Raw genomic sequence first — 14,237 nt, forward strand, 5'->3', positions numbered from 1 at the left:
CGGTTGGGGTTAGCCCGCCACCCAGTTCTGGACTTCTTCGATCTCGCGGGGCATGGCGCCGGAGAGGTTTTCGGTGCCGTCCGCGGTGATGAGGATGTCGTCTTCGATGCGGATGCCGATGCCGCGGAGGTCTTCGGGGACGGTCAGGTCTTCGGCCTGGAAGTACAAGCCGGGCTCGACGGTGAGGACGTAGCCGGCCTCGAGGTTGCCCTTGTTGTACTTCTCGTTGCGGGCGGCCGCGCAGTCGTGCACGTCGAGGCCGAGCATGTGGCTGACGCCGTGCAGCGTGTAGCGCTGGTAGATGCCGCTGCTCGGGTCGAGGGCCTCGTCGGCGGTGACCGGGAGGAGCTCCATCGCCTCCAAGCCGCGGACCAGTACCTCGATGGAGGCTTCGTGGCCGGCCCGGAAGGCGACGCCGGGCTTGAGTGCGGCGATGCCCGCGTTCTGGGCGTCCAGCACCAGTTGGTAGAGCTCGCGCTGGCGCGGGGTGAACTCGCCGTTCACCGGGAGCGTGCGGGTGACGTCCGCGGTGTACAGGTTGCGGTTCTCGACGCCCATGTCGAGCAGCATCAGCGTGCCGTCGTTCACCGGGCCGTCGTTCTCGATCCAGTGCAGTGTGGTCGCGTGCGGTCCGGCGGCGGCGATCGACGTGTAGCCGACGTCGTTGCCCTCCGCGCGGGCCCGGCGCCAGAAGGTGCCCTCGATCCAGCGTTCGCCGTACTGGCGGACCTTGTCCATGTCGGCCAGTACGTCGGAGAAGCCGCGGTGGGTGATCGCGCACGCCTCCCGCAGTTGCTCGATCTCGAAGGCGTCCTTGACCAGCCGGAGCTCCGACAGGGTGAAGGCGAGCTCGCCGTCGCGGTCCTCGTCGGTCTTGGTGCCACTCAGCAGGGACGCGATCGAGCTGTCCTCGCCGCGCCGGACCCGGGTCGGGACGTCGCTCTTCAGTACGTCGGCGAGCGCGTCGACGTGCCGGGTTTCGAGTCCGAACTCCTTGGCGGTCTCGGTCAGCGACGGGCGGCGGCCGGCCCACAGTTCGCCGTACATCCGGTCGCGCCAGAACTCCTCGCCCTCGCTGCGGTCCGCGCGGGGCCGGAAGTAGAGCACCGAGTCGTGGCCGCTGGTCCCGTTCGGCTCCAGTACCAGGACGGCGTCGGAGGTCTGGTCGCCGACCAGCCAGACGTAGTCGGTGTGCGGGCGGAACGCGTAGTCGGTGTCGTTCGAGCGGACCTTGTAGGTGCCGGCCGGGATCACCAGCCGCTCACCCGGGAACGCCTGCGACAGGGCGTCGCGCCGCTTCGCCGCCCAGGTGCCGACGTCGCTGAGAGTGACGTCCTCACGCTCGGTCGAGCCCCAGCCCGAGTTCATGAACTCGCGCAGCTTCTCGTTCGTGGGGCTGTCGTGGGTCGCGGTCTTGGGAGCCTTGTCCGTGCTGTCGCTCATCGTCGAGCCATCCTCATCTCAGCGCGCGGTGTGCAGTTGGTCGCCGCGGAGCGTGCCGCTGTCCGGCAGCACCTCGGCGGGGTCGGAGCCGATGCGGGTGATCGCATTGTGCCCGTCCACGAAGACTACGCTCGGCGCGAAGATCTTGGCCTCCGCGGTGTCGAACAGCCCATAGGCGATCAGGATGACGAGGTCGCCGGGATGGATCAGGTGGGCCGCGGCACCGTTGATGCCGACGATGCCGGTGTCGCGCGGCCCTTCGATCAGATACGTGGTCAGCCGGTTGCCGTTGGTGATGTCGACGATGTCGACCTGCTCACCGGGCAGCAGGTCCGCCGCTTCCATCAAGGTCGCGTCCAGCGTGCAGGACCCGACGTAGTCGAGGTCGGCCTGGGTGACGGTGGCCCGGTGGACCTTGGACTTCATCATCGAGCGCAGCATGGCGCTCATCATCCAGGTCACCTCCATCACTGTCAGTGGCCACCGTCACCCTCCAGCCTGTTCCAGCCGAGCCACCGAGCCGGCCGAGCCACCGAGCCGGCCGAGCCACCGAGCCGGCCGAGCCACCGAGCCGGCCGAGCCACCGAGCCGGCCGAGCCACCGAGCCGGCCGAGCCACCGAGCCGGCCGAGCCACCGAGCCGGCCGAGCCACCGAGCCGGCCGAGCCACCGAGCCGGCCGGACCCCCGGGCCAGCCGAGCCAGCCGGGCCAGCCGGGCCAGCCTGGTCCGGCTCGGTCCAGCCCGGCTCGGTCCAGCCCGGCTCGGTTCAGCTCAGCGGTAGCTCAGCTCCGGCTCGGGCTCCGGCTCCGGGACGACCGGTTCGAACTGCCGGCGGAGCTTCTCGCCCTCGATGTCGACGTTCGGCAGCAGCCGGTCCAGCCAGCGGGGCAGCCACCAGGCCGAGCGGCCGAGCAATGCCATCACCGCCGGAACGATCGTCATCCGGACCACGAACGCGTCGATCAGGATCGCGAAGGCGAGGCCGAACCCGATCGAACGGACCAGGATCTCGCTGGACAGGATGAAGCCGGAGAAGACCGCGATCATGATCACCGCGGCGGCCGTCACCACCCGCGAGCCGTGCGCGAAGCCGTCGACGACCGAGGCTCCTGGTGGGGAGCCGTGCACGTGCTCCTCGCGCATCCGGGTGACCAGGAAGACCTGGTAGTCCATCGCGAGCCCGAACACGATGCCGACCAGGAAGACCGGCAGCATGCTGATGATCGGCCCGGCCTGCCCCTCGATGCCGAACAGCCCGGCGAGCCAGCCCCACTGGAACACCGCGACCACCGCGCCGAACGTGGCGGCCACCGTCAGCAGGAAGCCGAGCGTGGCCTTCAACGGCACCAGGATCGAGCGGAACACGATCATCAGCAGGATGAAGGCCAAGCCGATGATCAAGGAGAGATACGGCAGCAGCGCGTCGCCGAGCTTGGCCGAGATGTCGATGTTGAACGCGGTCGCTCCGGTCACCGAAACCTCGGCACCAGCCGCCTCAGGCGCGGACCTGATCGCCTCGACGAGTTCCTTGGTCTCAGGCGTACTCGGGCCACTCGCCGGGATCACCGTCATCAATGCGGTGTCCCCGGCCGGGTTGAACGCCGCCGGAGTCACCACGGCCACATCGGCCAGCCCCCGTACTGCGTTCGCAGTACTCTCGGCGGCGGCCTTCGGGTCAGCTGCCCCGGCCGCGTCGACGACCAGCATCAGCGGTCCGTTGAAGCCGGGTCCAAATCCCTCCGACAACATCTCGTAAGCCCTGCGCTGCGTCGAGTCCGCTGCCGCAACACTGTCATCCGGCAGCCCGAGCTCCAGGTCGAGTGCGGGAATGGCCAGCGTGCCCAGCCCGATGACACTGACCACCAGCACGGCGATCGGGCGCCGGGTGACGAAGCCGGCCCAGCGGCGGCCCGTGGTCGGCTTGTCGGCCGCCTCGGGGTCTCCGCCGCGCAGACCGGGGATGCGGTTACCGAGGACGCGACGCCCGGCCATGCCCAGCAGGGCCGGCAACAGAGTGAGGGCGATGGCAACGGCGATGGCCACCGTGAAGGCTGCTCCCAGACCCATCTCGGTCAGGAAGGGGATTCCGACGACGAACAGCCCGGCCAGCGCGATCACCACGGTGAGTCCGGCGAACACCACCGCGGAGCCTGCCGTGCCGACCGCCCGGCCGACGGCTTCCTCCGGCTCCAGCCCGCTGCTCAACTCGTGCCGGTACCGGGACATGATGAACAGCGCATAGTCGATCGACACCGCCAGCCCGATCATGAAGGCCAGGATCGTCGTGCCCTCGCCGATGTCGATGAACCCGGTCGCCGCCGTGATCAGGGACGCGCCGATGCCGATCCCGATGAGTGCCGAGAGCAACGGCAGCCCGGCCGCGAGCAGCGAGCCGAAGGTGATCAGCAGCACAACGGCCGCGACGCCGATGCCGATCACCTCGGCCAGGCTCTGCTCGTCCTGGATCTGCATGGCGTCACCGCCGTACTCGACCGTCAGGCCGCTCGCCCGAGCGGGCTCGACCGCGGCAGCGACCGCCTCCTTGGCTTCGGGCGTCACCTCCTGAGCCGGCACCTGGTAGGCGACCTGCGCGTAGCCGACCCGCCCGTCGGGTGAGATCGCCTTGGCAGTAAAGGGATCCACGACGCGCTCGACCTGGGGAGCGGTGGCCAGCCGGGCCAGTGTGCTCTGCACGGTCGCGGTGTTGGCCGGATCGCTGAGCCGCTGCCCTGGCGGCGCCTCGAAGACGATCCGGGCGGTGCCGGCATCCGCGCCGGCCTGCGGGAACCGCTCGTCGAGCAGGTCGACAGCCCGCTGCGACTCGGTCCCGGGGATGGAGAAGCCCGTGGCGGTCGGCCCGGACAACGTGGCGGCGCCCGCGATGCCCGCGGCGAGCAGTCCCAGCCAGATGAACACCACGAGCTTTCGTCGGCGGAACGCGAACCGGCCGAGCCGGTAGAGATAGGTAGCCATGCCGACGATCGTTCCGCCCGCACCCCGTAGTCCGCGTCCGTCAGGTGTGGGCTTCTCGCTGTACTGCGAACGCCGTACGAGCTACTGCAGCGGTTGTACTCCGCTGCGGACCAGCCCGGTGCGGTAGGCGATCACCACGAGTTGCGCGCGGTCGCGGGCGTCGAGTTTCACCATCGCCCGGTTCACATGCGTCTTGGCGGTCAGCGGTGAAACCACCAGCCGCTCGGCGATCTCGTCGTTGGACAGCCCGAGGGCGACCAGCCCGACCACTTCGCGCTCCCGATCGGTCAGCACCTCCAGCAGCGCAGGGGCGGCCAGTTGCTCCAGCTCAGGTTGGGCGAGGAAGCGATTCATCAACCCACGCACGGCTTTCGGCGACAGCAACGCGTCTCCGCGCGCGACCACCTGGATCGCACTGATCAGTTCGTCCGGCTCGACGCTCTTGCCGAGGAATCCGCTGGCACCGGCCCGGATCGCCTCGAAGACATACTCGTCCACCTCGAAGGTGGTCAGGATCAGCACCTTGACGCCGGCCAGCGAGTCGTCCGCGGTGATCTGCCGGGTCGCCTCCAGCCCGTCGACGTCGGGCATCCGGATGTCCATCAGCACCACGTCGGCGCGCTCGCTGCGGGCCCGCTCGACGGCCTCCCGGCCGTTCGCCGCCTCAGCAACGACCTCCAGTCCCGGTGCTGAGTTCACCAGCACCCGGAACCCGCTGCGGATCAGCGTCTGATCGTCGGCCAGCAGTACCCGGATCGTCACGTGTGGCTCCACCAGTCTCTAGAGGAAGTACGGCCCGGACGCGGAAACCCCCGTCGGGCAACGGCCCTGCCGTCAGCTCGCCGCCGACAGCGGTCACCCGCTCGCGCATCCCCAGCAACCCGTGGCCGGCGCCGACCGGATCCACCGAAGCGGTCCGGTACGGCGTACCGGGGTGGCCGCCGTCGTCGACGATCTCGACGGTCAGCGATCCGGGCTCGTGCTCGATGCGGATCCGGACGGCGGCGCCGGGAGCGTGTTTCACCACGTTCGTGAGGGATTCCTGCAGGATCCGGTACGTCGTCAGCTCGATCACGTCCGGCAGTTCCAGCGAGGCCGGTGACTCGCAGTCGACCCGCAGCCCGGCCGCGGTGGACGACTCGATCAGCGCAGAGATCTCCTGCAGGGAAGGCGTCGGTGTGGTCGGCAGCGAGCCCAAGCCCGAGCGACGCAGTACGCCGAGAAGCACGGTCAGCTCCTGCAGCACCGTCCGGCCGCCCTCGCGGACCAGCAGGAGCGCGCGCTCGGCCTCGTCGGGCTGCTCGCGGAGCAGGTGCGAGGCGACGCCGGCCTGCACGTTCATCAAGGCGATGTGGTGGGCGATCACGTCGTGCAGCTCGTGCGCGATCCGCAACCGCTCCTCGATCACCCGCCGCTCGGCCTCCTCCTCGCGGGTCTGCTCGGCCCGCCGCAGGCGATCCTCCAGTTCGTGCAGGTAGGCGCGGCGATAGCGCACCGCCTCACCGATGGCGCCGGCGAACAGGACGAAGATCGCGACCGACAGGTTTTCCAGCAGGTCGCCGTCGGTGAACAAGGTGGTCGTGACGACCATCAGCCCGGCGACCACGGCGATCGCGATCGAGCGGGTCCGCCGGTCCTTGTGGGTCGCCACGGTGTAGATCGCGCACGCCAGCGGGAGGACGATCGGGCTCTTGACCTGGACGACGGCCGCATAGCCGGCCGCGGCCAGCGACGTGATGACCAGAACGGGGAGCGGAGCCTGACGGCGAACGGCCAGCGGCAGACAGGCGAGCAGGATCAGGAGTGTGCTGGTCACGGTCAACTGGATCTGCGGGTCGCCGTGCTTGGCGCCCGGCCGCAACAGGTTGATGGCGAGCACGATCAGCACGATGGCGTGATCGCACGCCACCGGATGCATCTTGTACCCCGCAAGCCGCGGGCTTACCACCATTCCCTCACTCTACGTGTGCACGGCCGACGGCCGCGTCGTCCATCGGCCGTATCCAGCCAGTACTACGCACGCAGTACGACCACGACGTCCGCGGCGAGTAGTTCGCTCGACGTCTTCGGCGGTGCTCTTCACGCGTTTGCTCCGGTGGCTTGGACCGCGAGGGCTCGGAGGGCTTCGTAGCGGGGGCGGAGGAGGGTGATGCGCTCGACCTCGGCGGGGACGGGCTCCAGGTGTTCGCCGCCGGGCACCGGTGACAGGTTCAGCGCGACCGCGGCGGCACCCCGCGCGCCCACCTCGGCTTCCGAGCAGACGTCCGTCGGGCGGTCGAAGGTCGCGGTCAGGCAGCGGCGCCACCACGCGGACGCGTCGATGCCGCCCCCACCGAGGACGACCTGCAAGGGCCGCCCGAAGAGCGAGTCGAGCATCCGCAGGCCACGGTCGATCTCCAGCGAGGCGCCTTGCAACGAAGCGGCCAGCAGGTCGGCGGCGGTGTCGTCGAACGACAGTCCGAAGTACACGCCGGATCCACTCGGTACGACGTGCGGCGGCCGCGTCCCGGCGTGGAACGGGATGGCGATCACCCGCGACGAGCCGATCTCCACACCGGTGGGCTCGGGGGCGTCGAGTCGCAGTACGCCGGTCAGCCACGCATGCAGGTTTCCCGCTGCGGAGAAGGCCATCCCGGTCACGGCGTGCCGATCGTCGACGCGGTAGCGCCACAGCTCCCACGGCAACTCCGGCGCGCCCTCGATCGGGTGGACGACGCGCACCGCGGCCGACGTACCGACTGTGACGGCTGCTGTGGTTTCGTCGTACGCGCCGGTGCCGACGTTGGAGGCGGCGCCGTCTCCGGTGGGCGGATGAACCGGTACGCCGACCAGCCCCGGCCAGCGTCTCGCGTATTCGGCCGACAGCTTGCCGGTCCACCCGGTCGGCACGATCGGAGGTAGTTGGGTGGCCGAAACACCTGCCACGGTCAGTGCTTCCTCGTCGTACACGCCCTTGGCGAGGTCGAGTGTGCCGGTGCCCGACGCGATCGACACCGAGGTGACCCGCTCGCCGGTCAGCCGCTCGAGGACGAGGTCGGGCAGTCCGGCGTACGACGACGGTGTGGTGACCGACCGGAGCCAGGGAATGCGGCGGGTCCAGTACAAGCGGTGCAACCAGGATCCGGTCCGGGCGTGGAAGGCGTGCTCGTCGAAGGCAGTGTCGAGCGTCGGTGCGACCGAGCGCGTGTCGACCCACGGGATCACCGGCGTGAGCGGAGTGCCTCTGTTGTCCAAGGCAACAATCGAGTGCCACTGCGAGGAGATCACGATGGCGGTGATGCCGATCAGATGACCGTTCTGCTCGAGTTCGTCGAGACAGCCGAGCAACCCCTCGACATATCCGTGCAGGTCGAGCGTTGCCTCGCCCGCCGCCCCGTAGAACGGCTTGACCTTGTGCCGGGCCAACGCCCCGGCAACCGGCGAAGCGTCCGCCGACAGCACCAGCGCACGCGCAGAAGACGTCCCGAGATCCAGCGCCAGGATCCGCCCGGCGATCAAACCATCAGTGCCGGCCTCAGTCTTCCGCATGCAGGGCCTTGAGGAACGACGCGGCCCAGACGTTGACGTCGTGGGCGGCGAGGTGTTTGCGCATCGCCTTCATCCGGCGGCCGAGCTGGCGGTCGTCGGTGTTCATCGCGTCGACGATGGTGTCCTTCATGCCGTTGATGTCGTGCGGGTTCACCAGGAAGGCCTGCCGGAACTCGTCGGCCGCGCCCGCGAACTCGCTCAGCACCAGCGCGCCGGTGTCGTCGTACCGGCAGGCGACGTACTCCTTCGCGACCAGGTTCATCCCGTCGCGCAGCGGCGTCACCACCGCGACGTCGGCGGCCCGGAACAGCGCGGCCATCTCGGTGCGCGAGTACGACGTGTGCAGGTAGTTGATCGCGGGCGTGCCGATCCGGCCGTGCTCACCGTTGATCCGGCCGACCAGGAGCTCGATCTCGTCGCGTAGTACCCGGTACTGCTCGACCCGCTCGCGTGACGGCGTGGCCACCTGGATGAAGACGGCGTCGTCCACCGAGACGCGCTTCTCGTCCAGCAGTTCGCCGAAAGCGCGCAGCCGCTGCCGGATGCCCTTGGTGTAGTCGAGCCGGTCGACGCCGAGCAGGATGTGCGCGGGGTTGCCGACCTCCTCGCGCATCTCGGCGGCGCGGGCCAGCGTCTCCGGCTGGCGGGCGATCTGCTCCAGCTCGCCGACGTCGATCGAGATCGGAAACGCCTTGGCGCGCACGATCCGGTCGTCGGGCAGGTGGATCCGGTCGCCGCGGGTGCGCAGGCCCATCCGGTTGCGGGCCAGCCGGGCGAAGTTCGAGGCCGCTCCCGGCCGCTGGAAGCCGACCAGGTCGGCACCCATCAGCCCGTCGAGGATCTGCCGGCGCCACGGCATCTGCGCGAACAGCTCGGTCGGCGGGAACGGGATGTGCAGGAAGAAACCGATCCGTACGTCGGGACGCAGCCGGCGCAGCATCGCCGGAACCAGCTGCAACTGGTAGTCGTGCACCCAGACCACCGCGTTGTCGTCAGCCGCTTCGGCCGCCGCCTCGGCGAATCGCCGGTTCACCGCGACGTAGGACTCCCACCACTCGCGGTGGAACTCCGGTGCCACGATCACGTCGTGGTAGAGCGGCCACAGTGTCGCGTTGGAGAAGCCCTCGTAGTACAGCTTGATGTCCTCGGTCGACAGCGTCACCGGGACCAGGTGCATACCGCCCTCGTCGAACGGGTCCAGCTTCTCGTCGGCGCCACCGGTCCAGCCGATCCAGGCGCCCTGGTGCCGCTGCATGACGGGCGCCAGGGCGGTCACCAGACCACCGGGGCTGCGCCGCCAGGCCGTCGTACCGTCGGGCATCTCGATTCGATCGACCGGCAACCGGTTGGCCACCACTACGAAGGAACTGCGTCCGCTCGGCATCAGTTGTTATCCACCCAGGTATTCGTCGTCGCCGGGGTAGCTGACCCCGATCTGTCTACGCGTCTCGTCGAGCAGTTCGAGGATCTCGATCGTGGCGGCATGCGGGAGGGCGGGGCATTCCACCAGCCCGGCGCGCAGCGCCTGCATCACCTCGGCTGCTTCGTAGTGGTACCCAAGGCCATGCGCTGATACTTCGACCCGCTCCTGGCCGGCCGGCGTGCTGCGCACGTAGTACTCGGGGTGGTGAAAGCGGGACGGGAGCAACAAACTGCCCTCGGGCCCGCTGACGGAGGCGGTGAACGGGTTCTGCGAGCGCAGCCCGCAGGTCAGGGCCGCGACGGCGCCGGAGTCGTACCGCCAGGCCATCGCGACGTTGAGATCGACGCCGTCGTCGTTGAGCGACCCGACGGCCTTCACCTCGGCGGGTTTGCCGAGCGCCATGTGCACGAATGTCATCGGGTAGATGCCGCCGTCCATCAGCGATCCGCCGCCCAGCGCATGGTCGAGCAGGCGGGCCGGCGGGTTCGGCTTGTAGAAACCGAAGTCCGCGAGCGCCTCCATCGGCTCGCCGATCACGCCGGTCTCCAGATCGGCGAAGAACGCCTCGATGACCGGGTTGGTCCGCATCCACATCGCTTCGGCGAAGAGCGTGTTGTTCTCGACCGCGACGGCGACCAGGTCGCGCGCCTGCTTCGCGGTCAGGGTGACCGGTTTCTCGCAGAGCACCGCGACCTTGGCCTGCAGGGCGGCTCGGGCGATCGCGTAGTGCTGCGGGTGTGGAGTACCGATGTAGAGGACGTCGACGACGCCGTCGTCGATCAGCCGGCGATAGTCGTCATAGCGGTGCTCGATACCGAACTCGTCGGCGAACTTGTTGGCGTTCTGCAGCGACCTCGAGGCGACAGCCGTCACCACAGCCTCGTCGCCGAGCAGGGCGAGGTCTTTGGTGAACGACGTGGAGATGTTGCCAGTAGCAACGATTCCCCAGCGGACTCGATCTATACCCACTGTCTGAACTCCGGGGTCGGGAACGGGCCGTGAGCCTTGATTCTCGCCGTTTCGAACGCGTGCGCCAAGCGAATGAGGGTGGCATCACTGCGACCGGTGCCGCTGAAGGTGATCCCGACGGGCAAACCCTCGACCAAACCGGTCGGTACGGCGAGCAGCGGATAGCCGGCCAGGGCGGCGTGTGTCGACGAGCTGCCGAGCACGTGATCGCCGTTGATCAGGTCGATCGCCCAGGCCGGTGAGTACGCCGGCGTGACCAGGGCGTCGAGTTGATGGTCGCGGAGCAGATTGTCGATGCCGTCGCGACCGGCTCGCAGCGCGGACAACCGGGCGGCCACGTAGACCGCCGAGTCGAGGCCGTCGGTGCGCTCGGAGCGCTCGAAGAGTTCCTGGCCGAAGTACCGGAGCTCAACGTCGGCATGGGCCTTGTTGAAGGCGATCACGTCCGCGAGGCTGCGCGGTCCGCCAGGACGACGAGTGGCCAGGTAGGCGGCGAGATCGACCTTCATCTCGTACTCGAGGACGGCCAACTGGTCGTCTTCACTACCCGGCGACGGCAGCGACAGCGGGTCGACGATGGTCGCACCGGCCCTGGACAACAACACCAGCGCCTCTTCGGTCACCTGGTCAAGACGCTGCGAATACCCCCACAAAGGCCCACGCGGTACTCCGATGCGAACGCCGGCGAGGTCGTCCCCTTCGCAGCTGGCCTCGTAGTCCGTGCCCCCGCCGGTCAGGACGGTGAGCAGCGCGGCGGCCTGCCGGACCGTCTTGGTCATCGGCCCGGCGGTGTCCTGCGAATGACTGAGCGGGACGATGCCCTGCTGGGGAATGAGACCGACTGTGGGTTTGAGCCCGACGATGCCGTTGAGCGCCGCGGGGCAGACGATCGAGCCGTTGGTTTCCGTCCCGATCGCCAGGTCCGCGAGTCCGGCGGCGACGGCCGCGCCCGACCCGCTGGACGAACCGCCGGCGGAGCGATTGAGGGCGTACGGGTTGCGGGTGAGCCCGCCGTACGCACTCCAGCCGGACGACGAGGAGGAGCCGCGGAAGTTGGCCCACTCGCTCAGGTTGGTCTTGCCCAGGATGATGCAGCCCGCCTCGCGCAGGCGGCGTACGAGTGGGGCGTCGTGCGGGGGAGGCGGCTGGTCCGCCAGTGCCAGCGAACCGGCCGTGGTCGGCAGGTCGTAGGTGTCGATGTTGTCCTTCACCAGAACCGGCAGTCCGTGCAGTGGACCGCGCACCCGGCCGTCGTCACGTTCTGTGTCGAGGCGGGCGGCTTCGGTCAGGGCGGCTGAGTTCGGGGTGCAGACAGCGTTCACCAGAGGGTTCACCTCGGCGTACCGGTTCTGCAGCTCCTCGACCGTCGCGACGGCGGTTCGCAGGCCGGGCGACACGTCGCCGGGGCCCTGTCGAGTTGAGCTCACACCGTCGATCCTGCCAGAGTTGAGCGCGCACGGCCGTCCGCCCGGTGTCCCGTGGGACGCTACCCACGACACACGCTGGGTACCTGCGCGGTGAATGACATTGCTGTGTTTCACCGCGTAGGGTGGAACGCGGACGGACGATCACCGACCGCACGGGAGTCACCAGCAGATGGACAGCGCCAACGCCAGCTCTTCCGGCCCCGCCGAAGCGGCCCAGCCGGCCGTCGCTGGGTTGTCCGACCGGGACGGTGCCATCCTCGGCTTCGAGCGGCACTGGTGGAAGTACGCCGGTGCCAAGGAGCAGGCGATCCGGGACCAGTTCCAGATGTCGGCCACCCGCTACTACCAGGTGCTCAACGCCCTGATCGACCGGCCCGAGGCCCTCGCCCACGACCCCCTCCTGGTGAAGCGCCTGCGCCGGCTGCGCGCCGCCCGCCAGCGAGCCCGATCCGCCCGCCGCCTGGGCATCGAGGTCTGAACCTTGAACCGAACGCAGGACGAAAAGGGCCAGGTCCTCTCGTCCCTCGTTGCCGTGCTCGCCGTCGTCGCGATCGTCGGCGGCCTGCTGGTGCTGTTCGGCACCCGCGGTAACGACAGCGTGGCCGACCAGCCGACGCCCACCGAGAAATCTTCACCGAAGGCCACGCCGTCGACCAGTGCGGGGAAGCCGTCGGTGACGGCGCCGAGCACCGGGCCGACGTCCGCGCCCACTCCTACGCCCACGCCTGAGGCACCGACCAGCGGGCCGCCGAGCGTGCCGAGCACCGAGCCGACGACCGAGCCGTCCGGCGTGCCTTCGGGTAAGCCGACCGCGCCGCCGACCGCTCCTCCGGCATCGATCCCAGCCTCCGAGCGCCCGGCGGTCGAGGTGTACAACAACACCGCCCGCAAGGGCCTGGCCGAGGATGTCGCGATCCGGGCCCGGCAGAGCGGCTGGATCGTCACCGGCAAGGACAACTGGCACGGCAAGATCGTCACCAGCACGGTGTACTTCCCGGCCGGTATGCAGGCCGAAGCCAACCAGCTGGCCAAGGACATCGGCGTCGGCCGCACCAAGGAAGCCCTGCCGAACATGAAGAAGGACCGCCTCAGCGTCATCCTGACCACGGACTACGCCGGATGAGCATTCCGGAACTCGCGACCGCCGCCGGGCGGGAGGGTTGGGAAGCGATCGTCGCGGACCCAGCCGGGGCGGTGATCGCCTCGGACTTCGACGGCGTGCTGTCGCCGCTGGTCGAGGACCCGTCGATGTCCCGCGCGGTCGACGGCGCTCTGGACGCGCTGGCCCGGCTGGCGCGCTCGGTGAAGCAGGTGGCCATCGTGACCGGCCGGCCGGCACTGGTTGCCACAGAACTCGCTGGGGTCACGGGACATCCAGGGCTCGGCGGGCTCGTAGTACTGGGTCACTACGGGCTTGAGCGCTGGGAGGCATCTACTGGTGCCGTCACCAGCGACCCGGTACCAGCTGGCGTTGCTGTCGCTCGGGAGAAGCTGCCAGGGCTGCTGCACGACGTGGGCCTGCCGGATGCATTCGTAGAGGACAAGGGCAGCTCCCTGGCGGTCCACACCCGCCGGCTGCCCGACCCGGTGCCAGCTCTGGAAGCACTGCGCAAGCCGCTGACAGACCTCGCCGAGTCAGTAGACCTCCGCCTGGAGCCAGGCAACCTAGTACTCGAGCTCCGCCCACCCGGCATCGACAAGGGCGTCGCCATGCACCGCCTAATCGCCAGCACTGGCGCCCGGGCCGTCCTGTACGCCGGTGACGACCTGGGCGACCTGGCCGCCTTCCAAGCGCTAGACGCGCTGCGCGCCGAAGGCCTGTACGCCGTACTGGTCGCCGCCCGTTCCTCTGGCGCCACTGCCCTCACCGACGCAGCCGACATCGTCGTCGACGACCCAGCAGGCGTAGTAACCGTCCTCACGGCCCTTTCGGACGCGATCGCAACCCGCTGAACGCCTGGTTCAGCGTCAGGCCGAGTGGTTGTAGTGGCTTCTCCTCGTAGTAGCCGTCCTTGAGGTTGGCGAGCCGCTCGAACGGGTTGCGGGAGGCCGGGCAGCCGGTCCGTAGCCAGGACCAGGCGGCGCCGAGACCGTAGAGCGGGAGCAGCGGCAGCCCGACCAGGCAGAAGTACTGCCACGAGTGCCGCTCCTCATGCTGAACCAGCCCCGGCCGCTCCTCGAGGTACGCGCGATCGTGCTTACTCAGCACCAGGTTGCCGATCGTGAAAGCCCCAGCCATCGGAAACCGCAACCTGTACCCAGTCGCATAAACCAGCCCCCGCGGCCCCCGACTGAACCTCGCCCGCCCGATCACCCCCACCAAGACCCCGAAGACCGTCGACAGATTCAGCACGTTCCCCACAAACTTCACGCCCTGCCACCCCGACATACGCCACCTCCACGCCCAGTATCGATCCCTCGGCGTCAGTTGTCCCGAGGTCTCAATCATCAGGACATCACTGATAGGCTTGTC

General features: G+C 69.0%; 13 protein-coding genes. 3 read left to right on the forward strand and 10 right to left on the reverse strand.

All coding sequences use genetic code 11. From position 1 onward, the window contains the following. Positions 1–9: 9 nt before the first annotated feature. From ACQPYM_RS06465 to ACQPYM_RS06505, 9 genes are all read right to left on the reverse strand, one after another. Positions 10–1,443: an aminopeptidase P family protein gene (locus ACQPYM_RS06465; RefSeq protein WP_433016319.1), complete on the reverse strand. Its 1,434-nt coding sequence runs from the start codon at positions 1,441–1,443 to the stop codon at positions 10–12. Positions 1,444–1,461: 18 nt separating this feature from the next. Continuing rightward, positions 1,462–1,884: an aspartate 1-decarboxylase gene (gene panD / locus ACQPYM_RS06470; protein ID WP_433023197.1), complete on the reverse strand. Its 423-nt coding sequence runs from the start codon at positions 1,882–1,884 to the stop codon at positions 1,462–1,464. Positions 1,885–2,215: 331 nt separating this feature from the next. Next, complete coding sequence (locus ACQPYM_RS06475) at positions 2,216–4,417, reverse strand: MMPL family transporter (protein ID WP_433016322.1); 2,202 nt, start codon at positions 4,415–4,417, stop codon at positions 2,216–2,218. Positions 4,418–4,498: 81 nt separating this feature from the next. Continuing rightward, the gene (locus tag ACQPYM_RS06480; protein WP_433016325.1) at positions 4,499–5,179 is read right to left on the reverse strand and encodes a response regulator transcription factor; all 681 of its coding nucleotides are present in this window, start codon (positions 5,177–5,179) and stop codon (positions 4,499–4,501) included. Further along, positions 5,082–6,368, reverse strand: a complete 1,287-nt coding sequence (locus tag ACQPYM_RS06485; RefSeq protein ID WP_433016328.1) for a sensor histidine kinase — start codon at positions 6,366–6,368, stop codon at positions 5,082–5,084. The genes ACQPYM_RS06480 and ACQPYM_RS06485 overlap by 98 nt, the downstream gene beginning before the upstream one ends. A gap of 128 nt (positions 6,369–6,496) precedes the next feature. After that, the gene (locus ACQPYM_RS06490; RefSeq protein WP_433016331.1) at positions 6,497–7,945 is read right to left on the reverse strand and encodes an FGGY family carbohydrate kinase; all 1,449 of its coding nucleotides are present in this window, start codon (positions 7,943–7,945) and stop codon (positions 6,497–6,499) included. Beyond that, entirely contained in the window at positions 7,932–9,329 is a 1,398-nt protein-coding gene (locus ACQPYM_RS06495) for an alpha,alpha-trehalose-phosphate synthase (UDP-forming) (protein ID WP_360284263.1), read from the reverse strand. Before ACQPYM_RS06495 ends, ACQPYM_RS06490 begins: the two co-directional genes overlap by 14 nt. Positions 9,330–9,335: 6 nt before the next feature. Beyond that, complete coding sequence (locus ACQPYM_RS06500) at positions 9,336–10,337, reverse strand: Gfo/Idh/MocA family protein (protein ID WP_433016335.1); 1,002 nt, start codon at positions 10,335–10,337, stop codon at positions 9,336–9,338. Further along, positions 10,328–11,764 carry an amidase gene (locus tag ACQPYM_RS06505; RefSeq protein ID WP_433016338.1) on the reverse strand — a complete coding sequence of 479 codons (1,437 nt, stop codon included), beginning with the start codon at positions 11,762–11,764 and terminating at the stop codon, positions 10,328–10,330. Before ACQPYM_RS06505 ends, ACQPYM_RS06500 begins: the two co-directional genes overlap by 10 nt. Before the next feature lie 169 nt (positions 11,765–11,933). Here ACQPYM_RS06505 and ACQPYM_RS06510 point away from each other — a divergent pair, with 169 nt between their 5' ends. From ACQPYM_RS06510 to otsB, 3 genes are read left to right on the forward strand one after another with little or no spacing between them, the layout of a single operon-like run. Continuing rightward, positions 11,934–12,242: a DUF3263 domain-containing protein gene (locus tag ACQPYM_RS06510; RefSeq protein WP_026162776.1), complete on the forward strand. Its 309-nt coding sequence runs from the start codon at positions 11,934–11,936 to the stop codon at positions 12,240–12,242. 3 nt (positions 12,243–12,245) lie between these two features. After that, positions 12,246–12,887: a LytR C-terminal domain-containing protein gene (locus ACQPYM_RS06515; protein WP_433016342.1), complete on the forward strand. Its 642-nt coding sequence runs from the start codon at positions 12,246–12,248 to the stop codon at positions 12,885–12,887. Further along, positions 12,884–13,717, forward strand: a complete 834-nt coding sequence (gene otsB / locus ACQPYM_RS06520) for a trehalose-phosphatase (protein WP_433016345.1) — start codon at positions 12,884–12,886, stop codon at positions 13,715–13,717. The genes ACQPYM_RS06515 and otsB overlap by 4 nt, the downstream gene beginning before the upstream one ends. Here otsB and ACQPYM_RS06525 read toward each other — a convergent pair. Further along, positions 13,683–14,003, reverse strand: a complete 321-nt coding sequence (locus ACQPYM_RS06525) for a hypothetical protein (protein WP_433016348.1) — start codon at positions 14,001–14,003, stop codon at positions 13,683–13,685. The two genes, otsB and ACQPYM_RS06525, sit on opposite strands and share 35 nt — an antisense overlap. Positions 14,004–14,237: the final 234 nt, after the last annotated feature.

This window comes from Kribbella sp. CA-294648 (genome assembly GCF_050943845.1).
In the GTDB taxonomy this organism is placed as follows: domain Bacteria; phylum Actinomycetota; class Actinomycetes; order Propionibacteriales; family Kribbellaceae; genus Kribbella.

Bases quoted from the DNA above. Each gene is read 5' to 3' on its own strand.
- ACQPYM_RS06465 (WP_433016319.1), bottom strand. From the start codon at position 1,443: ATGAGCGACAGCACGGACAAGGCTCCCAAGACCGCGACCCACGACAGC.
- panD (WP_433023197.1), bottom strand. From the start codon at position 1,884: ATGCTGCGCTCGATGATGAAGTCCAAGGTCCACCGGGCCACCGTCACC.
- ACQPYM_RS06475 (WP_433016322.1), bottom strand. From the start codon at position 4,417: ATGGCTACCTATCTCTACCGGCTCGGCCGGTTCGCGTTCCGCCGACGA.
- ACQPYM_RS06485 (WP_433016328.1), bottom strand. From the start codon at position 6,368: ATGGTGGTAAGCCCGCGGCTTGCGGGGTACAAGATGCATCCGGTGGCG.
- ACQPYM_RS06490 (WP_433016331.1), bottom strand. From the start codon at position 7,945: ATGCGGAAGACTGAGGCCGGCACTGATGGTTTGATCGCCGGGCGGATC.
- ACQPYM_RS06495 (WP_360284263.1), bottom strand. From the start codon at position 9,329: ATGCCGAGCGGACGCAGTTCCTTCGTAGTGGTGGCCAACCGGTTGCCG.
- ACQPYM_RS06510 (WP_026162776.1), top strand. From the start codon at position 11,934: ATGGACAGCGCCAACGCCAGCTCTTCCGGCCCCGCCGAAGCGGCCCAG.
- otsB (WP_433016345.1), top strand. From the start codon at position 12,884: ATGAGCATTCCGGAACTCGCGACCGCCGCCGGGCGGGAGGGTTGGGAA.
- ACQPYM_RS06525 (WP_433016348.1), bottom strand. From the start codon at position 14,003: ATGGCTGGGGCTTTCACGATCGGCAACCTGGTGCTGAGTAAGCACGAT.